This is a genomic window from Kineococcus xinjiangensis (assembly GCF_002934625.1).
Classification (GTDB): Bacteria; Actinomycetota; Actinomycetes; order Actinomycetales; family Kineococcaceae; genus Kineococcus_A; species Kineococcus_A xinjiangensis.
In genome coordinates, this window is sequence record NZ_PTJD01000007.1 from 1 (window position 1) to 20,716 (window position 20,716).

Consider the following 20,716-nt stretch of genomic DNA (forward strand, 5'->3'; position numbering starts at 1 on the left):
ACCGCTGACGGTGCCCTCGGCACGGCGACGACGATCCTGCAGCGCATGCGTGACCTGGCTGTGCAGGCGTCGAACACCGGTTCGTCCGACCCCTCCGCCCAGGCGGCGGCGCAGACGGAGTTCGACCAGCTCAACAACGAGCTGACCCGCATCTCCGACACCACCTCCTTCGGCAACACCAAGCTCCTCGACGGCACCTACGGCGGCTTCGCCGGCAAGGTGGCCACCACCGCCGGTGCCGCCCTCACCACCACCGCCGCCGCGGGCCTCACCACCACCCAGAGCTTCACCGTCAACATCAACGCCACCGGCGCCAAGACGGTCACCCTGACCAACCTCGGCGCGCTCACCACGGTCGACCTCGCCGGTGCGTGGAGCTCGGCCAACGCCACCAAGGTCCAGGACGCGCTGCGCAAGGACCTCGACGCCGCCGGCCTCGCCAACGTCAACGTCTCGGTGAGCGCCAGCGACGGTGCGATCACCCTCAGCTCCAAGGCCTCCTCCACGAGCGACTCCCTCGCCGTCGCGGGCACCGACGCCGCTGCCATCTTCGGTGGGAACCTGACCTCCGCGGCGGTCACCGAGACGGTGGCGCAGCGCAAGACGTTCCAGGTGGGTGCCAACGGCACGGCGAACGACACGATCACGGTGTCGATCGACGACATGGACGCCTCCGCCCTGGGCACGAGCGGGCTGTCGCTGGTGGGCAACGCCGCCGACGGCTCCGCCAACGCCGCCACCGCCCTGAAGAAGGTCGAGGCCGCGATCCGCTCCATCTCCTCCACCCGCGCCACGCTGGGTGCGGTGCAGAACCGCTTCGAGCACACGATCAACAACCTGAACGTCTCGATCGAGAACATCACCGCCTCGCAGTCGGCGATCCGCGACACCGACATGGCCGCGGAGATGACCAAGTTCACCCGCAACCAGATCCTGACCCAGGCCGGCACCTCCATGCTCGCCCAGGCCAACTCCGCCGCACAGAACGTCCTCTCCCTGCTGCGCGGCTGATCGAACCACTCCTGAGGTCGGCTGACGCGAAGAAGCCGCACCTCACCGGGCGGGGGCCCGGAGGAACCCGGACCCCCGCCCGTCCCGTTCTCGAGCTCCACCTACACGAAAGGAGGCCGTGATGTCCAGCATCTCGTCGTCTGCCGTTGACGGACTTGTCAGCGGCCTCAACACCAGCGGCATCATCACCTCGCTCATCGCCGCGGACGCCGCTCCGCAGACGCGGATGAAGAGCAGCGTCAGTGCGGCGCAGCTGAAGGTCACCGCGTTCCAGTCCATCAACACCAAGATTCTCGCCATGCAGGACGCCGCCGCCAAGCTCCAGGACGCCACGTCCTGGAACCCCACGAAGGCGACGTCGTCGCACGCCAGCGTCGCCGTCAGCGCCGGATCCGGCGCTGCCGTGGGCTCGGTGAACGTGACGGTGACCGGTATCGCGAAGGGCAAGACCACCACCAGCGGTGTGCACGAGCCGGGCGTCACCAGCTTGTCGACCGTCCTCGGCGGCTCGCCCCTGGACGTCATGCGCAGCGACGGCAAGTTCGTCACCATCACGCCGAGTTCCGGAACCCTCACCGACGTCGCCGACGCGATCAACCGCGCCGAGGACCTCGGCATCAAGGCCGTGGCGATCCGTGTCGGGGAGAACAAGTACCGCCTGCAGATCACCTCGACCCGGACCGGAACGGACGTCGGCGAGTTCAAGATCGCTGCTCACGGCGGCGTGGTGAGCAACGGTCGTGACGGCCTGACCCGCAGCGACTACGCCTCGGTGACGGACGTCAGTGCAGGGAACGGCTACACCAGCACCGCCGCGACGAACGCCTCGATCAACACCGGCACCGGTGACCCCGACTTCACCTCGAAGACCAACACCTTCGCCAACATCATGACGGGGCTCTCCCTGACCGTCTCGGAGGTCACGGCATCGCCTGTCAAGATCTCGGTGACCCAGGACAGCGCCGCTGTGGCCTCGGCCATGGAGGGGCTCGTCACCGCGGCCAACGCGGTGCTGAGCGACATCGCCCTGCAGACCCGCGCCGGCACCCCCAATGCCAACGGATCGTTCACCGGCGGAGGTTCCCTGCGCGGCGACAGCGGCCTGCGCAGCCTGCAGGGCCAGATCATCAACGCGGTGACCTCGGCGATCACGGCGACGGGCACGGCCACCTCGGCGGTGACCATCGGCGTGCAGTCCACGCGCGACGGGAAGATCACCTTCGACAAGGCCAAGTTCCTCTCGGCCTACGAGGCGAACCCGACCGGGGTGAAGAACCTCGTGGCCACGAAGTCGGTGGCCGTGCCGGCCGACGGCAAGGACGGCCTGGCCACGCGCCTGCAGATGCTGGGCGAGGTCAGCACCGGCAAGAACAGCACGACGGGAGTCCAGGACCCGACCAGGGGCACCCTCACCGCGGCGATCTCCGGCCAGAACAACTCGATCTCGGACCTCACCAAGCGCATCGCCGACTGGGACGTCCGGCTCGAGCAGAAGAAGGCCCAGTACCAGAAGTACTACGGTGCGATGGAGGTCTCGCTCGGCAAGCTGAAGAGCCAGTCGAGCTGGCTCGCCGGCCAGCTCGCCAGCCTCCAGGCCTGAACCGCCGAACGCCGGAAGGGCCGGTCCCGGTGCCATGAGCACCGGGACCGGCCCTTCCGGCGTTGTGGGGGAGGCAGAGGTCGCGATCGATGGCGACGCGGCGCCCGGTCAGGTGAAAACGGATTGCGGCGACCGTACCGCTCCGACCCGGGCTCTCCCTGCCGATGGAGGGGGGAGCCCGAGAACCAGGAGGACCACTGAATGAGCTCCATGACCCACGGCCGTCGCTCCAAGGCCAACCGGTACGTCGCTGAGAGCCTCGCGACGGCCAGTCCTGCGGCGCTCCTCGTCATGCTCTACGACCGCCTCGTGATCGACCTCCAGCGCGCCGAGCAGGCCCTGGAGGCGGGCGACCGCGAGACGGCCCACACCAGCCTCACCCACGCCCAGGACATCGTGCTGGAGCTGCAGAACAGCCTCCGCGTCGACGCATGGGACGGCGGGCCGGGACTCATGTCCCTCTACTCCTGGCTCATGAAGGAGCTCATCGCCACGAACACCACCCAGGACGCTGCGCGTGCGGCTGCCTGCCGCGTGGAGCTGGTGGAGCCGCTGGCCGAGGCGTGGCGGCAGGCCGCGACCGAGCACCTCACCGGTGGCAGGTGATCGGCAGCCACTCCACCGCCGCCCCTCAGCGGACGCAGGAACCGGGCTGGCGCGACGCGTGGAGCTCGGCTCTGCATGCGGTGGAGCTCGACGTCGAGGCCGCTGAGGACCTCCTCGCCCGGCTGCACGCCGGCGTCGACACGGACGTCGCCGAGGTGCCGGTCCCGCAGGACTGGATCGAGCCCAGCATGCTCGCGCCACTGCCGGCTGACTTCGCAGAGCGCGCACGCCGTCTCCTGCAACGGCAGATGGACGTCAGCGAGCGCCTCGCCGAGGCCATGGTCCAGGCACGCTCGCAGCGGCGGGCCATGGCGAAGCTGGAGCAGGCGGAGCACCGACCCGTCTACTTCGATCGGCCGCTCTGAGCGCACCACTGCGCGAAGCACTCGCCGAGGCGGGCGCCGGACTTCTGGGTCCGGCGTCCGCCTCGTGCGTTCTCCGCCCGGCCTGTGACGCGCACTGGACCTAGAGTGAGATCGCGGTAGCGCCGGGTGAGGAGCTGACGTCCTGGCGTCGGGACCGCGGTGAGTCGGATCGCAGGAGGAGGAGCCGGTGCACGGGGACGAGGTCTTCATCAGCGGCAGCTACATCGTCAAGGACGAGGAGGAGCTCCTCGGCGGATCCCTCGACGCACTGCGTCCCTTCGTCGACGAGCTGGTCGTCTACGACACGGGCAGCACCGACGCCACGCGCGACGTCGCCCGCGCCCACGGAGCACGCGTGGTGGAGGGGTACTGGGACGACGACTTCGGCGCTGCCCGCAACCGCGCGCTCGAGCACTGCGCCGGGGAGTGGGTGGTCATCGTCGACGCCGACGAGGTGGCGCGGGGCAACCCCCGGGCGCTGCGCCGCCGACTGCGACTCACCCCGGCCGACGCGCTCTCGGTCATGCAGGTGTCCCACACCTGGCAGGGGGCCGGCGTGGGTCTGTCGGTCTGGTCCGTGCGCGTCTTCCGACGTGCCCGGTGCCGCTGGGAGGGCGCCATCCACGAGCGAGTCGTCGGGCGCTGGGGCGAGCTGTCGGGGGAGCAGACCACGGACCTGGAACTCGACCACTCCGGCTACACACCGGTCCGGACCCGCGAGCGGAACAAGGGCGGTAGGAACCTGCGGGTCGCCGAGCGGGAACTGGCGGACGCCCTGGCCCGCGGTGCCTCAGACACGTGGCGGTTCCTGATCAACGTCGCCCGCTCCGGCCAGCTCGAAGGCGATCCGTCGCGCTCCCTCGAGGCGCTGGCCCTGGTGGACCGCGCAGCCGTCGCCCCCCAGCAGGGCATCCTCGCAGGGCACACAGCGCTGGGCATCGCCGTGGCCAACGCCGACATGGCGCTCGGCCTGGACTGGCTCGCGTCGATGGCGCAGTGGGGCGAATCCCCCGATGTCCTCCGCGCGATGGAGGGGCAGCTCGCCATGGCGACCGGGGACCTCCAGCGCGCCGAAGCGCTCCTGAGGCCCTACGTCGAGTCCGGCGACCAGGGAGGGGTGGTCCTCACGGACCTCTCCTTCACAGACTCCCTCATCGACTGCCTCTGGTTGCAGGACCGCCACGAGGAGTCCGTGGAGCTGCTGCTCGACCACCTCGCCACCGGCAAGTCCCACATCGCCGCGGCGGTGGTGCTCGCGCGCGTCCACGAGTCCCGGACCGACTCGCGGCGCCTCGTGGACGCACTGCCGGAGTCGCTGGTCCTGCCCTACGTCGGCCAGCTGCAGGCCACGGGGTTCGCCTACGGCGAGCCGTTCTTCGAGGCGATGTGGGACGCCGGTCGCGCGAGGACGGCGGTGCTCGTCGCGATCAGCGGCCTCGGAGGCTCGCTGCCCTTCGAGAAGGCGCTCCTGTGGTCGCTGCGGATGCGCGAGGCGGGGCTGGGGGAGCACTGCCCGCTGTGGCGGATCCTGCGCTCGACCGAGCGTGACGACCGCACCAGGATCATGTGTGGTGCCGCCCTCGTGGAGATCGGCGAGGAGGCCGCCCTCCCACTGCTCGAACCCCTGCTCGCGCGGGTGGACGACGACGCCGCTGGTGCCCTCGTCGAGGAGCTGCGGCAGTTCGCGCCGGGCTTCACCGCCGCCCTGATCGCCGGCTAGGGCCGGCCGCAGCGCAGGAGGTCGGCGTCAGTCCTCGTCGGAAACGCGGAGGACCCGGCCCCACCGGGCCAACCTGGCCAGCAGAGCCGGCGCTGCGGCCAGACGCGCCCGGATCGCGTCGGCGTTGCCGGGCCGGGGCCCCACCACCCGCGCCGGGTTGCCGTAAGCCAAGCAGCCCGGGGGCAGGTCCCGCGTGACGACCGCGCCTGCGCCCACCACGGCGCCCTCCCCGATGCGGACGTAGGGCAGGACCGTCACGTTCACGCCGAGCTGCGCTCCAGCGCCGATGCTCGGGCCCATCATGAGCCGGGCGGACTCGGCGTCACCGGGAAGCACGTCGTTGGCGAGGCTCACGCCGGGTGCGAGGAACGCTCCCCGCTCGATCTCCGTGAACTGCGCGATGTAGCAGTTCGAGTGGATCCTGACGTCGTCCCCGATGTCGCACGCGTAGTCGACGACCGTCCCGGACCAGACGGAGACGCGCTCAGCGATACGGCAGTCCTCGCGGACCACGACGCCATGCCCGGTGCTGAGGTCCGCCCCGATCGTGCTCCCGGTGTAGAGGACCGTCCCGGAGCGCAGCCGGGCGCGCGGGCCCAGCACCAGCGGCCCGCCGCCGCCGCGCTCGGCGGGGTAGCCGACCTCGACCCCCCGGTCGGTCACCAGCTCCGCCGCGCCGAGGACCCGGTTCCCGTCCGCGCCGTGCTGCTCAGGCACGGGCACCGGCATCCTCCGAGGCGAGCGCTGCACGCAGACCCGCGCAGACCGTTGCGACGTCCCCGCTGGTCATGTGCGGATGCAACGGCAGCGACAGGACCTCCGCCGCCGCGGCGGTCGCCACCGGGAAGCTCCCGTCCGACCACTGCCGGAACGCCGGTTGCGCGGGGCAGGGGAGGGGGTAGTGGATGCCCGTCTCGATGCCGGAGGCGGCCAGCTCCCGGCGCACGTGGTCGCGGCTCGATGTCCGCGCGACCAGCAGGTGCCAGGCGCTGACGACGCCCGGCTCAGGCTCGACCAGCCGCAGCGGTGCGTCGCGCAGTTGTTCGCGGTAGGCGTCGACGACCGTGCGGCGGGCCGCGGTCCAGGCGGGCAGGTGGCGCAGCTTCGCGCTGAGCACGACCGCCTGCAGGGCATCCAGCCGGCTGTTCATCCCTACTCGCTCGTGGATGTAGCGATCCACCTCGGAGCGGCCGTGGTTCGCCAAGGAGCGCACGCGGTCCGCAAGCGCAGCGTCGTCCGTCACGACGGCCCCCCCGTCGCCGAAGGCGCCGAGGTTCTTGCCGGGGTAGAAGCTGAAGGCCGCCGCGACGCCCGCGGCGCCCGCCGCCGTCCCGTCCCGAGACGCGCCGTGGGCTTGGGCGGCGTCCTCCACGAAGGCCAGTCCGAACCGGTGGGCGACCTCCCGCAGACCGCCCAGGTCCGCCACGTGCCCGTAGAGGTGGACCGCGATGACGGCGGCGGTCGCGGGTGTCACGGCGTCGGCCGCGGCCTGCGCGCTCATCAGCAGCGTGCGGGGGTCGACGTCCACGAACCGGGGGCGCGCCCCTGCGAGGAGAACGGCCTCCGCGGTGGCGATGAAGGTGTTGGCCGGAACGAGGACCTCGTCGCCGGGACCGATCCCGAGGCCGCGGAGGATCAGATGCAGGGCATCCGTGCCGTTGGCCACGCCCACGGCGTGCCGGCGGTCGCAGAAGCCCGCGAAGCTGTGCTCGAACCGGTCCACCTCAACGCCGCCCACGTACGATCCGCCGTCCAGGATCCGCCGCCAGCCCGCCTCCACCTCCGCGCGGACCTCCGCTGTGGTCGGCGCGAGGGTCGAGAAGGGGATCTCCGGCACGTCAGGCCGCCGGGGCCATCTCGCGGAGCTCGACGGCCGCCCCCCTGCGGAGCGAGCGCTCGGCAGCGGCCAGCACCCTGATGACGGCCAGGCCGCTGCTGCCTCCGCTCCTCGGAGCACGCCCCGTCGCGCAGCACTCCAGGAAGTGCGCCACCTCCGCCTCCAGCGGTTCCCTCCAGTCGACGGCCGGCACGTCGACGCCGGCGTCCCGGTAGACCACCGGCTCGGCTCCCCTCGGGTCCACCGAGGTCGCGCTCTTGTCGTGGAACTGCACGCGACCCTCCTCCAGGAGGTCGTCGTACACGGCCATGCGCCTGGTGCCCACCACCGAGACACGGCGGACCTTGCAGGGGTCCAGCCAGCTGACGTGGACGTGGGCCGTGACATCGGCGGTGGGGTAGTGCAGGTTCAGGTGGACCACGTCCTCCAGCACGGGGTGGACGTGGGGGCGGCCCCATGCCTGAACGCTGTCCGGCTGTTCACCCAGGAGGAAGCCCAGGATCGACAGGTCGTGAGGTGCGAGGTCCCACAGGACGTTGACGTCGCGCTGGAAGAGGCCCAGGTTGAGCCGGGCGGTCTCGATGTGGCGGATCCGCCCCAGGTGACCGGTGCGGACCGCCTCGCGGAGGACCGCGACCGCCGGGTTGTACTCGAAGGTGTGGCCGACCATGAGCGTGAGCCCATGGCCAGCGGCGAGGGTGATCAGTCGTTCGGCGTCGACGACCCGGGTCGCCATGGGCTTCTCCACCAGGACGTGCTTCCCGGCGTTGAGCAGCCCGCCGGCGACCGCCGCATGGCTGCCCGGGGGAGTGGCGACGACCGCTGCGTCGAAGAGCGGCGCGGCCTCGCGGACCGTCCCGCGCGTGACGAGATCCGGATGGCTCCGCTGCAGCTCGGCGGTCCGGATGCGGTCGGGATCGACGGCGACGACCTGTTCGACTTGGGGCAGGTTGCTGAGGACGCGCACGTGCTTGGCCCCCCAGTACCCGCACCCGACAACCGCAACGCGCATGGTGCCCGAGCCCTCACATGTCTTCGGCGCCGCTACCGACTGCAACGGATTGATCACACGTTACCCGTCTCCCGGGTCGCAGGCAGGCCCACGACCGGTGAGGACGGAGCGCGTCCCGCCGCGGCAGCCGCGGGGCACCCCGCTCGCGGGACGGCCCGCCAGGCCCCGTCACGACGGGGTCACCGCCGTGGGAACCTGGCACGTCGCACGTAACCCGCGCCCCGTTCCTGCCGATGCCACTGGTGGAAGCACCGCCCCCGGAGCGTCAGGAGACGACCATGCCGAGCCCCGCCACCAGCATCGCCGCCTGCCTCGTCGTGCAGGGGGACGCGCTGCCCACTCTCGACGCGGATGTCCGGGCGCTCGCCGCCGTGGCCGACGAGGTGGTGGTGTACGACACCGCCGACCACCTGGCGCCGGGGACACCGGTCTTCGAGGCGGCCCTGCGGCCGGGGGTGACCGTGGTGAGCGGCGCCTGGGCGGAGGACCGCGACCGGGCCCAGGAGGCGGCGCTGGCGCACGTGCGGGCCGACTGGGCGCTGTGCGTCCTGGCGGGGGAGCGGGCCAGCGCGTCCGTGGAGGAGCTGCGGTCGTACCTGGCGGCGGCGGGAGATGCCGTGGCCCTGTCGGTGCGGGTCGACGACGTGGTCCGGGGAACGCACCGTTCGGCGCGCCTGCTCCACCGGGGCCGCGCGGCCCGGTCCGCCCCCGGTGCGGTCCACGGCGGCGTCGAGCTGCCGGGGGTGCCGAGCCGGCTCCTGGCGATCCACCAGCCCGTCGCCACGACCGCTCGGCTGCCGCGCCAGCGCGGGATCTTCGACAGGGTCTGAGTTCACAGCAGCACCGGCTGCCCCGACAGGCGCACCACTCACAGGCGCCCCACCCCCGAGGTGGGGCGCCTGTGGTGCGTGGGGCGGGTGAGTCCCACCGGCGACGGGGAAGGCCCTCTCCGTCGAGAGGGGGCGGGCGCGGGGCTGCACGCCGCCGGACCTCCACCACCCCGAGCGCCACCTCCGGCGGCGGACGGGCCGCCGGGGCGACCCCGGCGGCCGCCGGCGCTCACCCAGCGTCACCGGCGAGGGGCGGCTCGTCGGGGACCCGTCACCCCCTTGTCCACCCCGCACCGTCCCGCGCTGCTCCGCACGGGTGAACGGCGACGCGCGGACAGGCGACACGCCCTCAGCGACGGGCCGAGGCTCAAGCCCGCGGCCCGTTGAGCCGAATGGAGTGGTGTGGCGCAGGAAGCGCCGTGCAGGACAGGCCACGGACCGGCCGAGACCACTAGAAGCTGTCGGCGCATCCCAGCGCCGCCGAGGCCCGTCGGAGGGTGGCCCCGTGTCCGATCTCACCAGCGTGGCGCTGCACACGGCGCTCAACGGTCTGCAGGCACGCCAGCGCGCCATCGCCGACAACGTCGCCAACATCAACACTCCCGGCTACCTGGCCAACAAGGTGTCCTTCGAGGACTCCCTGGCCAGTGCGGTGCGCTCCGGGAGTGCGGCCGCCGCCGCGACGTCGGGCATCGCGACGCGGAAGTCGCTGGAGCCGACGCGCGAGAACGGCAACAACGTCAACCTCGAGCAGGAGACGCTCTCCAACATCTCCACCGGGCTCAGCTACCAGACCGCGCTGAACGCCCTCGGTTCGAAGTACTCCCTGCTGCGCACGGCCATCTCCGGTCAGTGACGCGCAGCCCTCGCATCCTCACCACGAACCTGTCAGCCGCGGAAACCACGAGCACGGAGCCTGAACTGTGAGCATCTTCGAAGCGATCGGCATCGCCGGCACGGGAGTGACGGTGAACCGCAAGTGGATGGACGCGGTGAGCGACAACCTCGCCAACCTCAACACCGCCAGCCGCACGAACGAGGCCGGCTTCCGCGAGCGCTACGTCGTCGCCCAGGAGGCCGCTGACGGCAAGGGCGTGCAGGTCGGCGGCATCGCGCTCGGCGGCACCGAGGGCCGGATCGTCTACGACCCGAGCCACCCCCTCGCCGACGCCGACGGCAACGTCAAGATGCCCGACATCGACATGGGCACCCAGATGACGAACCTGCTCATGGCGCAGCGCGCGTACCAGGCCAACCTCGCAGTCGTCGACCGTGCGAAGGACGCCTACCAGGCGGCCCTGCAGCTGGGCAAGAACTGATGAGCATCGAGTCGATCGCCGGCATCGGCGGTACCGCAGCCTCCTCCGGGACCTCCGCCTTCGGGTACGGAGTGGGCCTGGGGAACATGGACAACGCGCAGATGACGCGCGGGGTCACCGACACCGCCACCATCCCGCCCGCGGGCGTCGGCCAGGTCGGCGGGGTGCGGGGCACCGCGGCCCCCGAGGCCGCCACCGCCGGTGACGCCGGGGACTTCGCCTCCCTGCTCTCGGGCGGCCTCGACCGCCTGCAGGGCATGCAGTCCCGGTCCGACGACCTGGCGATCAAGGCCGCCACCGGGAACCTCACGAACGTGCACGACTACATGATCGCGAGCAACGAGGTCCAGCTGGCCACGCAGCTCACCGTCGCCGTCCGCAACAAGGCCGTTGAGGCCTTCAACGAGATCATGAGGATGCAGATCTGATGGCGAACGCCAACAAGGGCCCGGCGGCGATCGCCGAGGGCGCCAAGCGCTTCCTCACGGGTTTCGGGGAGTTCACGGCAGGCCAGAAGGCCGTCGTCATCGCGGTGGTCGTCGCGCTCATCGCAGGCGGGGTGGCCTTCTCCCGCTGGGCCTCCACGCCCTCGTACACGCCGATGTACACCAACCTCTCGGGCGCGGACGCCGCGGCGGTCGTGGAGAAGCTCAAGGCGTCCGGCACCCCCTACGAGCTCGGTGACGGCGGCTCGACGATCTCCGTGCCGCAGGCCAACGTCTACGAGGCCCGCCTGGAGATCGCCAAGGACGGGCTCATCCAGGAGTCGGAGTCCGCCTCCCTGCTGGACAAGGCCGGCGTCACCACCTCGGCGGAGATCCAGAACGAGGCGATCCGCAAGGACCTGGCCAACGAGCTCGAGGACACCATCGAGTCCATCGACGGCGTCAACACGGCGGTCGTGAACCTCGCGATCCCGAAGAAGGACGTCTTCATCGCGGAGCAGCAGCCCACGACGGCCTCCGTGCTGCTCGGGCTGAAGCCGGGCACCAGCCTCACCGACGACCAGGTGCGCTCCGTCGTCAACCTCGTCTCCGGCGGCGTGGCGGGCATGGACCCCAAGAACGTCTCCGTCGTCGACGGCAAGGGCAACACGCTCTCCACCGACGGCCAGGGCGGCGGCACCCAGCAGAAGCAGGCCGACGAGTACAACAACGCCGAGAGCACCCGCCTGCAGGCGATGCTCGAGCAGGTCTTCGGCCCCGGCAACGTCAAGGCCACCGTCTCCGCCGAGCTCGACTTCGACGAGCGGATCATCGAGTCGGAGGAGTTCACCCGCCCGACGGACATCCCCCCGGCCGCCTCCACGGAGCGCATCGAGGAGTACACCGGTGGCGCCCCCGCCGTCGGCGGCGTCCTCGGCCCGGACAACATCCAGGCCCCCGCCGGCCAGGAAGGCGCCTCGCAGTACCGCAGCGAAGAGCGCACGGTGGACAACAAGCTCGACACGAAGAAGACCACCACCAAGGCCGCCCCCGGCTCGGTCAAGCGCAAGAACGTCGCGGTCGTCCTCGACGCGCAGAAGGCCGGCACCGCCGACGTCGCCCAGGTCCAGGCGATCGTCACCAGCGCGGTGGGCATCGACCCCAACCGCGGGGACACGGTCAACGTCATCAAGACCGCCTTCGACACCTCCGCCGCCGACGAGGCCGCCAAGGCGCTCAAGGAGGCCGAGGAGGCCGAGAAGCAGGACGAGCTCCTCAGCTACGGCAAGACGGCCGCCCTGGCCCTGCTGGTCTTCATCATGCTGATCGTGGTGCTGCTGTCCTTCCGCCGCCGCAAGGTGGAGGAGATCGACGTGGCCAGCCTCCCGATCCACCTCGGCGACATCACCGACGAGACCCTGCACGAGCCGGTGCTCCCGCCCGCCCCGCCCGTCCCGGCCCTCCCGGCCGCTCCGGTGGACCCGGCCCTCGAGGCCGCCGCCTTCCGCCGCGACACCGTCGTGGAACTCGTCTCCCGCCAGCCCGAGGAGGTCGCGGAGCTGCTCCGCGGCTGGCTCGCCGACCGGAGGTCCTGAGCCTTGTCGTCCACCGAACTCGCCGTCGTCCCCCTCACCGGGGCGCAGAAGGCCGCCGTCCTGCTCGTGCAGGTCGGTCAGGAGAACGCCGCGAAGGTCCTCTCCCACATGCGCCCGGCGGAGATCGAGGAGCTCACCGCCGAGCTGCTCCGCCTCCGCTCCGTGGCCCCCGAGATCGCCGGCAAGGTCCTCGAGGAGTTCCACGAGATGATCGTCTCGCCGCTGCGCGGCGGGAGCGGCGGCCTCGACTTCGCCCAGGCCCTCCTCGAGGGCGCCCTGGGCGCGGACGGTGCGGCAGCGGTCCTCGGCCGGGTCGCGGAGACGCAGCACATCGCGCCCTTCGCGTTCCTGCACCAGGCGGACCCGCAGCAGATCCTCACCTTCCTCACCGGTGAGCACCCGCAGACCATCGCCCTGGTCGTGGCCCACCTGCGGCCCGACCAGTCCTCGATGATCCTGTCCGGGCTCTCCCCGGAGATGCAGGCCGACATCGCCTACCGCATCGCCACCATGGAGTCCACGAGCTCCGAGTACGTCCGGATGGTCGAGGACGTCGTGCAGCGGCGCACCTCCACGGTCCTGCAGCAGAAGAACAACACCGCCGTGGGTGGCGTCGCCCCCCTCGTCGAGATCATCAACCGCGCCGACCGCGGCACCGAGCGCAGCGTCCTCGAGGGCCTGGCCAAGCTCAACCCCGCGCTCGCCGAGGAGATCCGCGCCCTCATGTTCGTCTTCGAGGACATCACCAACCTCGACGACCGCTCCATCCAGCTCGTCCTGCGCGGGGTGGAGACCGCCGACCTCGCCACCGCCCTCAAGGGCGTCAAGGAGGTCGTGCGCGACAAGATCCTGCGCAACGTCTCCTCCCGGGCCCGCGAGAACCTCCTCGAGGAGATCGAGATGCTCGGCCCGGTCCGCATGTCCGCGGTCGAGGAGGCCCAGTCCAAGATCGTCACGGTGATCCGTGGCCTCGAGGAGTCCGGCCAGATCGTCCTGACGCGCGGCGGTGACGATGACTTCGTCTCCTGATCTCGCCCGGCAGGCGCCGGCGGGGGAGTTCCTCCCGCTGCACGTCCGCTCCGGGTTCGTCGCCGCCGACACCGCCCCCGCCCCGGCGCCGCGCACCTTCGTCGCGGCACCCGCGGGAGGCGGCACCCCGCAGGCCTTCAACGGCATGCAGCTGCCCACCACCGGCGCCGCGGCGGAGGAGGCGGCCAAGCTGCGCGAGTCCGCCAAGACCGCCGGCTTCGCCGAGGGCTGGGCGCAGGGCATGCGCAAGGCCGCCGAGCAGGCCGCGCTGGACCGGGCCGCCGACCGCTCCGCCGCCGAGGCGTCCCAGCGGGCGCACGACGCCCAGCGCGCCGCCGTCCTGCGCCGCCTCGAGCTGGCCGTCCTGGCCGCGGCCGACGACCTGCGCGACCGCCGCGACCCCGAGGTCGCGTCGCTCGCCGACACCGTCCTGGAGCTGGCCTGCGACCTCGCGGGCGCCGTGCTCGACCGGGAGGTGTCCCTGATGGCCGATCCGGTCCTGGAGGCGGTCCGGCGCGCCCTGCGCCCCCTGGCCCCCTCCGAGCCGGTCACCGTCCGTGTCCATCCGGCGGACCTGAGCGTCCTTGTGGGTGACGGCCTCAAGGAGGACGGCGCACCTGCCGATGCAGGGCTCGTGACGTACGTGAGCGACAGCAGCCTTCAGCCCGGTGACGCCATCGCCCGACAGGGCGACACCGAGGTCGACGCGAGCCTGCGCGCCAGCGTGTCCCGAGCCCTCGATGCCCTCGCGGGCAACGAGGGGTTCGGGCGGGCTGAGTGAGCCTGGTGTCGAGCAGCCTCGCGGCAGGTGTGCGCGAGCTGCTCCGGCCCCAGGTCTCCCGCGCCGTGGACGCGGCCCGGCCCCTCGTCAGCGGCCGCGTCACGTCCCTCATCGGCCTCTCCGTGGAGGTCTCCGGCGTCGAGGCCGCCGTGGGGGAGACCATCCTCCTCGGCGACCCCGCCGGGCACCGCACCCCCGCAGAGGTCGTCGCCGCCGAGCGCGGGCGGCTGCGCTGCCTGCCGCTCGGCCACCTCACCGGCCTCGCCGCCGGCGCCCCGGCCGTCGCCACCCGCAAGCCCTCCACGGTCCCCGTGGGCCCCACCCTGCTCGGGCGCGTCGTCGACGCCCTCGGCAATCCCCTCGACGGCGGTCCGCCGCTGGTCACCGCGCCGCGCGCCCACCTGCACGCCGAGCCGCCGCCCGCCATGCAGCGCGCCCGCGTCGACAGCCCCCTCGGACTCGGCGTGCGCGCGCTGGACACCCTCGTGCCCGCCGGACGCGGTCAGCGCTTCGGCATCTTCGCCGGCTCCGGCGTCGGCAAGTCGTCCCTCCTGTCGATGATCGCCCGCGGCACCGCCGCCGACGTCTCGGTCCTCGCCCTCGTCGGCGAGCGTGGCCGCGAGGTCCGGGAGTTCCTCGAGGACGACCTCGGCCCCGAGGGCCTGGCCCGCTCCGTCGTCGTCATCGCCACCTCCGACGAGGCCCCGGCCCTGCGCCTGCGCGCCGCGTTCACCGCCACCTCGATCGCCGAGTCGTTCCGCGACCTCGGCGCCGACTGCGTGCTGATGATGGACTCCCTCACCCGCGTCGCCATGGCGCAGCGAGAGGTCGGCCTCTCCGTCGGCGAGCCCCCCGCCACCCGCGGCTACCCGCCGTCGGTGTTCGCGCTCATGCCGCGCCTGCTGGAGCGCGCCGGACCGGGCATCACCGGCTCCATCACCGGCATCTACACCGTCCTCGTCGACGGCGACGACCACAACGAGCCCATCGCGGACAACGCCCGCTCCATCCTCGACGGCCACGTCACCCTCGACCGCAAGCTGGCCACCGCCGGGCACTTCCCCACGATCGACGTGCTGGAGTCCGTCTCCCGCGTCGCCTCCCGCGTCACCACCCGCGAGCAGCGGGCCGTCGCCACCCGGCTGCGGCAGGTCCTCGCCGCCCACCGCGACGTCAAGGAGCTCATCGAGGTCGGCGCCTACGCCCCCGGCGCCAACCCCGACGTCGACGCCGCCGTGGCCGCGATGCCCGCCATCAACGCCTTCCTGCGCCAGGACATCGAGGAGATCACCCCCGCCCCGCAGGCGTGGGCGATGCTCGACCAGCTCGTCGCCCACCTCGGCGGCCCCGCGTGATCGCCCGCTCCCTGCTGGCCGTGCTCAAGCTGCGGCGGCTGCAGCAGGAGCAGGCCAAGGGCGAGGTCACCACCGCCAACGCACTGGTGCGCAACCAGCAGAAGCGCGCCGCCCGCGTGCAGCGCGAGCTCGGCGACGCCCACCTCTCCGACGAGACCCACAACGCGTGGACCATCGGCGTGCTGCGCCGCTCCGCGCTGATGGCCGACCTCGACGCCGCCCGCGCCCTCACCGAGCTGGCCGAGGCCGGCCTCACCGAGAAGCAGGCCGCCTGGGCCCGCGCCCGCCGCGCCGAACGCTCGCTGGAGCGCGTGGTCGAGCGGCAGGAGGAGGCCCAGGAGAAGGCCGCGCTGGCCGCCGACCAGAAGGCGCTCGACGACCGCACGGTGGCCGAGTTCGCCGCCCGCGCGCGCCGCCGCGCCGAGCTCGAAGGAGGACAGGAATGAGCCCCGTCGCCGAGATCAGCGAGCGCATCGCCGACATCCGCTCCCGCATCGCCGCCCTCGACACCGCGGCCCCCGCGACGCAGGCCCGCGCCGCGACGTCCGCGGCGGGCGCCTCCACCGGCTCCGACTTCGCGAGCGCCCTCACCTCCGCCGGCGAGCCCGGGCGCGCCAGCCGCGTCTCCACCTTCGCGCCCGTCCCCACGAGCGGCGCGACGGCGTCCGCGCCCGGCTCCGCAGCCGGCGGGGAGGCGCTGCTCGCCGCGGCCCGCAAGCACCTCGGCGTGCCCTACGTCTACGGCGGCACCGACCCGGCCACGGGTCTGGACTGCTCCGGCCTCATCCAGCTCGCCGCCAAGCAGGTCGGGATCCCGCTGCCGCGCACCGCCGCCCAGCAGGCGCAGGCCGGCACCGCCGTGCCCAGCCTCGCCCAGGCGAAGCCCGGGGACCTGGTCGTCCTGGAGAACGGCGGCCACATCGGCATCTACGCGGGGGACGGGCAGATGCTGCACGCCCCCAGGACGGGCGGAGTCGTGAAGATCGCCAAGATCTGGGAGACGCCCACGGCGATCCGGCGCGTCACCGCCGGCGTCGTCGCCGCGGGCGCCGTGGCCGGGGGGGCGGTGGCCGGTGCCGCCCTCGGCGCGTCCTCCGCCGGAGCCTCCGAGTACGTCCGCCCGCCCGCGCTGGCCGGCGCGCCGAGCGGCCCCGTCGGCTCGAAGTCCGCGCCCTACGACGCCGCCTTCACCGCCGCCGAGCAGAAGTACGGCCTGCCCGCAGGGCTGCTCTCCGCCGTCGCCAAGCAGGAGTCCGGCTACAACCCCCACGCCAAGAGCCCCGTCGGAGCACTCGGGCTGATGCAGTTCATGCCGGGCACCGCCCGGGAGATGGGCGTGGACCCGCTGAACCCCGCCTCCGCCATCGACGGCGCGGGCCGCCTGCTCAGCAAGCACCTGAAGTCCTTCGGGTCGCTGGAGCTGGCGCTGGCCGCCTACAACGCCGGCCCCGGCAACGTGAAGAAGCACGGCGGCATCCCGCCGTTCGACGAGACCCAGAACTACGTCAAGAAGATCATCGGAACCCTCGGGAGGTCCGCGTGAGCACTCCGACCATCGCGACGTTGCCGGTCGCCCCCACCACCGGTCAGGGTTCCGCGTCGCGCGGCTCCGCCGACGGCGGCGCCGGCTTCGCCCAGTCCTTCGGCCAGGCGGTCGCCCAGCTCGGGCAGGAGGGCACCGCCGACTCCGGTGCCCCCGGCCAGCAGGGCGGACAGGGCGCTGCGCCGCAGGGCGTCTGCGGCGGGACCGACCCGGCCGTGACCGCCGTCGTCGACCCGGCCCTGCTGGGGTTGCCGCTGGCACACCTCATGCCCGGCGCCGTGCCGACCGCGGTGACCGGCGGGGGCGGCGAGACCGCTGCCGGCATCGCGTCCGGATCTGCCGTGGTGCCCGGTGCTCCCGGGGTCCCCGCGACCGGCGGGGGCGCTGTGACGGATGCGCAGTCGGCTCTGGCGGCGCAACCGGCAACCACCCCCACTCCCGCCGCCGGGGACCTCGTGCGCCCGGCGCAACTCGCCACCGAGAAGGCCTCGGCGACCACCATGCCCTGGATCACCGGCATCGCCACCGGCACCGGCACCGCCGCCACCGGCGAGGCTGCCATCGCCACCGCGGCTCCGCCGATCACTGCGGTGCAGGGGCAGGCCACCCAGCAGGCCGCTGCCGTCGCCGTCGCCGTCGCCGCCGACGCGGACGCCGCCCAGCTCGGCACCGCCGCCGCGACGACCCAGGCGAGCGCCCAGGCCGCCGTCCAGGGAACGGCGACGTCGGCCTCCGCCGTCACCGGCCAGGACCCCACGGCGGGTACCCCCGCCCCGGCCGGCCCCAACGCGGCCGTCACCGGCGGCGCGTCCTCCGGCGGCGCGGGCGGGAGCACCCCCGACGGCTCCGGGCAGTCCTCCGACGGCTCCGCCCAGCAGCAGGCACCGCGCACGGCCGCACCCGCCCCGGCACCCGCGTTCGCGCAGGTCGCCGGCGCGGTCGCCACCCCCGCCCCGGTCATCCTCGCCGCCAGCCCCGTCGTGCCGCAGCCCGCCGGCGCCACCCTGCTGCAGGCCGCGGTCGCCGAGGCCGTCGCCGAGGCCGCCACGGACGTCGCACCCGTCACCGCAGCCACGACGACGCCCACCGGTTCCGTCGCGGCCGCCGCACCCGCCGCACCGGCCACGTCCACCCCGCCCGTGCCGCTGCCGCTGACCAACCCCGCCGCCTTCGCCGGCGGACTCGGCCGCCGCCTCGAGGCGCTGCCCCCCGCCGACGGCAACCACCGGATGACCGTCGAGGTCACGCCGCTCGGCCTCGGCCCGGTCAAGGTCACCGCCGAGGTGCTCGACGGGTCCCTGCACGTCCAGCTCGTCGGTGCCTCCGACCTGGCCCGCCAGGCCCTGCGCCTGGCCGTGCCGGACCTGATCCGCGAGCTCGCGGGCAGCACCTTCAACCAGACGACGGTCGACGTCCGCGCCGACTCAGGCTCCCAGCAGCAGTCCCGCGGCGCCGGCGACGCCCACTCCGGCGGCGGGCACCGCCAGGGCGGCTCGGGGCAGCAGGGCGGCACCGGCCCCGGCGCCGACCGCCGCTCCCTCTACGCCGCCGACGAGCAGCGCGCCGCCCACCGCAGCGCCGTCGCGGCCGCCGCCGGCCGCCTGGACCTGCACGCCTGACCGGCCACTGCTCCGCGCGCTGAAGCGGCCGGAGCAGGAAGCACCCCGAACGGGCTACAGATCCTCCCCCGAACGACCGAAGGACAAGCCATGAGCATTGATGCGGCGAGCGGCGCGTCCGGCCACGGATCGCTCCTGGACGCCTCCAACGCGGCCCAGGCCGCGAGGGACGTGGCCAGGACCGGTGGGCCGAGCGGCACGAAGGCGTCCGGGGACACCCAGAAGAACAAGGACACCTTCATGAAGCTCCTGGTGGCGCAGCTGCGCTACCAGGACCCGTCCAAGCCGGTCGACTCCTCGACGTTCATCGCGCAGACCGCGCAGTTCTCGTCGCTGGAGACGCTGGAGGGCATGAGCAAGAACAACACCTCCATGCTCGCCGCCCAGCTGCGCCTGCAGGCGAGCAGCCTCGTCGGCCAGTCGGTCAGCTACCCCGGCGCCGACGGCATCGTCACCGGCACCGTCACCTCCGCCTCGTTCGCGGGGACGGGGGAGCCCGTGCTCAAGGTCGACGGCAAGGAGATCGCGCTCTCGAAGGTCGTGAGCGTCGACGCCCCAACGAGCACCACCCCGCCGGCCGCCTGACGCCGGGCCCCTAGCACCGAACACCTCGCGAACCGCACTGCAGGACCCCCCGCCAGTCGTACCGAAGGGTAGATCGAATGCTCCGCTCCATGTTCTCCGGCGTCAGCGGCCTCCGCTCGCACCAGACCATGATGGACGTCGTCGGCAACAACATCTCCAACGTGAACACCACGGGCTACAAGAGCTCCAACGTGGTCTTCGCCGACACGATGAGCCAGCTCACCAAGGCCGCCGGCGCGCCCCAGAACGGGCAGGGCGGCACCAACCCGGCGCAGGTGGGCCTCGGCGTGCGGGTCAACAGCATCTCGCAGAACTTCACGCAGGGCTCCTCGCAGTCCACCGGCCGGGCCACCGACCTCATGCTCAACGGTGACGGCATGTTCGTCGTGAAGCAGGGCGAGCAGACCCTGTACACGCGCTCCGGCGCGTTCACCTTGGACCAGACCGGTGCGGTCACCACGGCAGACGGGGCCTACGTGCAGGGCTGGCGCGCCGACGCCATGGGTGAGATCAACGTCAACGGGCCCACCACCCCCCTGATCGTCCCGTCCGACACCGTGATGCCGGCCGCGCAGACCACCCTGGGCACGTTCAAGGGCAACCTGGACAAGACGGGCAAGCCGGTGCTCAACGCCGACGGCACCACCTACAGCGGTCCGGTCGTGACCACCTCCTTCGACCTCTTCAACGCCCAGGGCGCCAGGACGAAGGTCACCGCGACGTTCAAGAACGACCCGGCCGCCGGCGGCTCGGCGACCGCGACCCCGGCGTCGGCCTACCAGCCGGGCGACTCCTGGCAGGTCACCTTCTCGTGGCCCGACCCGCTCGACCCGAGCGCCACCATCACGTCGACGACGCCCGCCGCCACCATGGCCTTCGACGCGAACGGGGCCCCCACCGGCACCCTGCCGACGGCATTCGACTTCAACGGACGCGAGGTCGGCATCGACCTGTCCAAGATGACGGGTTCCGTGAGCAGCAACGGCGCGAGCACCATCAGCTCCACCGCGGACGGCGCGCCCATCGGCACCCTGACGTCCTTCGCCTTCGGCACCGACGGCGTCCTGACCGGCTCCTACTCCAACGGGCTCAAGCGGGCCCTCGGGCAGGTCGCGGTCGCCACGTTCAACAACTACGCGGGCCTCGAGCGCTCCGGTGGCTCGATGTTCACGGTCACCACCAACTCGGGCGTCCCGAACGTCGGCGCCCCCGGTGCAGCCGGGCGAGCCACCCTCGGTGCCGGCCAGCTGGAGATGTCCAACGTGGACCTGTCCGCGGAGTTCACCAACCTGATCCTCGCCCAGCGCGGCTTCCAGGCGAACTCCCGCATCATCTCCGCCTCCGACGAGATCCTCCAGGACCTCGTCAACCTCAAGCGCTGACGCCAGCCGCCTGACCCGACGCCCCCGGACCGCGCCCCCGCGCGGACCGGGGGCGTCGGCGTTGCCGGGGAGGGACCCCCGGCGGGCTCGGGGCCGGGCGGA

At 72.7% G+C, this 20,716-nt stretch carries 21 protein-coding genes; 18 read left to right on the forward strand and 3 right to left on the reverse strand.

Going from position 1 to position 20,716, the window contains the following annotated elements:
• From CLV92_RS10705 to CLV92_RS10725, 5 genes are all read left to right on the forward strand, one after another.
• Positions 1 to 1,011: flagellin (locus CLV92_RS10705; RefSeq protein ID WP_104432832.1), on the forward strand; the 1,011-nt coding region annotated here is incomplete at its 5' end.
• Positions 1,012 to 1,132: 121 nt separating this feature from the next.
• The gene (gene fliD, locus CLV92_RS10710) at positions 1,133 to 2,611 is read left to right on the forward strand and encodes a flagellar filament capping protein FliD (RefSeq protein WP_104432833.1); all 1,479 of its coding nucleotides are present in this window, start codon (positions 1,133 to 1,135) and stop codon (positions 2,609 to 2,611) included.
• A gap of 201 nt (positions 2,612 to 2,812) precedes the next feature.
• Positions 2,813 to 3,217 (forward strand): flagellar export chaperone FliS, encoded by a 405-nt coding sequence (fliS, locus tag CLV92_RS10715; RefSeq protein ID WP_104432834.1) that lies wholly within the window; start codon positions 2,813 to 2,815, stop codon positions 3,215 to 3,217.
• Positions 3,214 to 3,582, forward strand: coding sequence for a hypothetical protein (locus tag CLV92_RS10720; RefSeq protein ID WP_104432835.1), 369 nt, complete (start codon positions 3,214 to 3,216; stop codon positions 3,580 to 3,582). The genes fliS and CLV92_RS10720 overlap by 4 nt, the downstream gene beginning before the upstream one ends.
• A 187-nt stretch (positions 3,583 to 3,769) precedes the next feature.
• The gene (locus CLV92_RS10725; RefSeq protein ID WP_104432836.1) at positions 3,770 to 5,302 is read left to right on the forward strand and encodes a glycosyltransferase family 2 protein; all 1,533 of its coding nucleotides are present in this window, start codon (positions 3,770 to 3,772) and stop codon (positions 5,300 to 5,302) included.
• Between the two features lie 27 nt (positions 5,303 to 5,329).
• Here CLV92_RS10725 and CLV92_RS10730 read toward each other — a convergent pair whose 3' ends face one another.
• Genes CLV92_RS10730 through CLV92_RS10740 form a run of 3 tightly spaced genes read right to left on the reverse strand, consistent with a single transcriptional unit; the run spans position 5,330 to position 8,151 of the window.
• Complete coding sequence (locus tag CLV92_RS10730) at positions 5,330 to 6,019, reverse strand: DapH/DapD/GlmU-related protein (protein WP_211291046.1); 690 nt, start codon at positions 6,017 to 6,019, stop codon at positions 5,330 to 5,332.
• On the reverse strand, positions 6,012 to 7,139 hold the full coding sequence (locus CLV92_RS10735; protein WP_146099491.1) for a DegT/DnrJ/EryC1/StrS family aminotransferase: 1,128 nt from the start codon (positions 7,137 to 7,139) through the stop codon (positions 6,012 to 6,014). The genes CLV92_RS10730 and CLV92_RS10735 overlap by 8 nt, the downstream gene beginning before the upstream one ends.
• A gap of 1 nt (position 7,140) precedes the next feature.
• A complete protein-coding gene (locus CLV92_RS10740; protein ID WP_104432839.1) occupies positions 7,141 to 8,151 on the reverse strand; it encodes a Gfo/Idh/MocA family protein in 1,011 nt (336 codons plus the stop codon).
• A gap of 278 nt (positions 8,152 to 8,429) precedes the next feature.
• Here CLV92_RS10740 and CLV92_RS10745 point away from each other — a divergent pair, with 278 nt between their 5' ends.
• From CLV92_RS10745 to CLV92_RS10810, 13 genes are all read left to right on the forward strand, one after another.
• Complete coding sequence (locus CLV92_RS10745) at positions 8,430 to 8,981, forward strand: glycosyltransferase family protein (protein WP_104432840.1); 552 nt, start codon at positions 8,430 to 8,432, stop codon at positions 8,979 to 8,981.
• A gap of 505 nt (positions 8,982 to 9,486) precedes the next feature.
• Positions 9,487 to 9,837: a flagellar basal body rod protein FlgB gene (gene flgB / locus CLV92_RS10755; protein ID WP_104432842.1), complete on the forward strand. Its 351-nt coding sequence runs from the start codon at positions 9,487 to 9,489 to the stop codon at positions 9,835 to 9,837.
• Between the two features lie 67 nt (positions 9,838 to 9,904).
• A complete protein-coding gene (locus CLV92_RS10760; RefSeq protein WP_104432843.1) occupies positions 9,905 to 10,300 on the forward strand; it encodes a flagellar basal body rod protein FlgC in 396 nt (131 codons plus the stop codon).
• A 101-nt stretch (positions 10,301 to 10,401) separates the two neighbouring features.
• Positions 10,402 to 10,728: a flagellar hook-basal body complex protein FliE gene (fliE, locus tag CLV92_RS10765; protein ID WP_104433034.1), complete on the forward strand. Its 327-nt coding sequence runs from the start codon at positions 10,402 to 10,404 to the stop codon at positions 10,726 to 10,728.
• The gene (fliF, locus tag CLV92_RS10770) at positions 10,728 to 12,320 is read left to right on the forward strand and encodes a flagellar basal-body MS-ring/collar protein FliF (RefSeq protein ID WP_104432844.1); all 1,593 of its coding nucleotides are present in this window, start codon (positions 10,728 to 10,730) and stop codon (positions 12,318 to 12,320) included. The genes fliE and fliF overlap by 1 nt, the downstream gene beginning before the upstream one ends.
• Before the next feature lie 3 nt (positions 12,321 to 12,323).
• A complete protein-coding gene (gene fliG / locus CLV92_RS10775) occupies positions 12,324 to 13,349 on the forward strand; it encodes a flagellar motor switch protein FliG (RefSeq protein ID WP_104432845.1) in 1,026 nt (341 codons plus the stop codon).
• Positions 13,333 to 14,130: a FliH/SctL family protein gene (locus CLV92_RS10780; RefSeq protein ID WP_104432846.1), complete on the forward strand. Its 798-nt coding sequence runs from the start codon at positions 13,333 to 13,335 to the stop codon at positions 14,128 to 14,130. Before fliG ends, CLV92_RS10780 begins: the two co-directional genes overlap by 17 nt.
• Before the next feature lie 29 nt (positions 14,131 to 14,159).
• On the forward strand, positions 14,160 to 15,485 hold the full coding sequence (locus CLV92_RS10785) for a FliI/YscN family ATPase (RefSeq protein WP_104433035.1): 1,326 nt from the start codon (positions 14,160 to 14,162) through the stop codon (positions 15,483 to 15,485).
• A complete protein-coding gene (locus CLV92_RS10790) occupies positions 15,482 to 15,931 on the forward strand; it encodes a hypothetical protein (protein ID WP_104432847.1) in 450 nt (149 codons plus the stop codon). Before CLV92_RS10785 ends, CLV92_RS10790 begins: the two co-directional genes overlap by 4 nt.
• Positions 15,928 to 17,028: a transglycosylase SLT domain-containing protein gene (locus CLV92_RS10795; RefSeq protein ID WP_104432848.1), complete on the forward strand. Its 1,101-nt coding sequence runs from the start codon at positions 15,928 to 15,930 to the stop codon at positions 17,026 to 17,028. Before CLV92_RS10790 ends, CLV92_RS10795 begins: the two co-directional genes overlap by 4 nt.
• Positions 17,025 to 18,647, forward strand: a complete 1,623-nt coding sequence (fliK, locus tag CLV92_RS10800; protein ID WP_104432849.1) for a flagellar hook-length control protein FliK — start codon at positions 17,025 to 17,027, stop codon at positions 18,645 to 18,647. Before CLV92_RS10795 ends, fliK begins: the two co-directional genes overlap by 4 nt.
• A gap of 90 nt (positions 18,648 to 18,737) precedes the next feature.
• Positions 18,738 to 19,232, forward strand: coding sequence for a flagellar hook capping FlgD N-terminal domain-containing protein (locus tag CLV92_RS10805; RefSeq protein WP_104432850.1), 495 nt, complete (start codon positions 18,738 to 18,740; stop codon positions 19,230 to 19,232).
• A 77-nt stretch (positions 19,233 to 19,309) separates the two neighbouring features.
• A complete protein-coding gene (locus CLV92_RS10810; protein WP_104432851.1) occupies positions 19,310 to 20,614 on the forward strand; it encodes a flagellar hook protein FlgE in 1,305 nt (434 codons plus the stop codon).
• Positions 20,615 to 20,716 lie beyond the last annotated feature (102 nt).

Excerpts from the sequence above, each read along its gene's own strand:
- fliD (WP_104432833.1), top strand. The coding sequence starts at position 1,133 with ATGTCCAGCATCTCGTCGTCTGCCGTTGACGGACTTGTCAGCGGCCTC.
- CLV92_RS10780 (WP_104432846.1), top strand. The coding sequence starts at position 13,333 with ATGACTTCGTCTCCTGATCTCGCCCGGCAGGCGCCGGCGGGGGAGTTC.
- CLV92_RS10745 (WP_104432840.1), top strand. The coding sequence starts at position 8,430 with ATGCCGAGCCCCGCCACCAGCATCGCCGCCTGCCTCGTCGTGCAGGGG.
- CLV92_RS10795 (WP_104432848.1), top strand. The coding sequence starts at position 15,928 with ATGAGCCCCGTCGCCGAGATCAGCGAGCGCATCGCCGACATCCGCTCC.
- fliS (WP_104432834.1), top strand. The coding sequence starts at position 2,813 with ATGAGCTCCATGACCCACGGCCGTCGCTCCAAGGCCAACCGGTACGTC.
- fliF (WP_104432844.1), top strand. The coding sequence starts at position 10,728 with ATGGCGAACGCCAACAAGGGCCCGGCGGCGATCGCCGAGGGCGCCAAG.
- CLV92_RS10805 (WP_104432850.1), top strand. The coding sequence starts at position 18,738 with ATGAGCATTGATGCGGCGAGCGGCGCGTCCGGCCACGGATCGCTCCTG.
- CLV92_RS10810 (WP_104432851.1), top strand. The coding sequence starts at position 19,310 with ATGCTCCGCTCCATGTTCTCCGGCGTCAGCGGCCTCCGCTCGCACCAG.
- CLV92_RS10740 (WP_104432839.1), bottom strand. The coding sequence starts at position 8,151 with ATGCGCGTTGCGGTTGTCGGGTGCGGGTACTGGGGGGCCAAGCACGTG.
- fliE (WP_104433034.1), top strand. The coding sequence starts at position 10,402 with ATGACGCGCGGGGTCACCGACACCGCCACCATCCCGCCCGCGGGCGTC.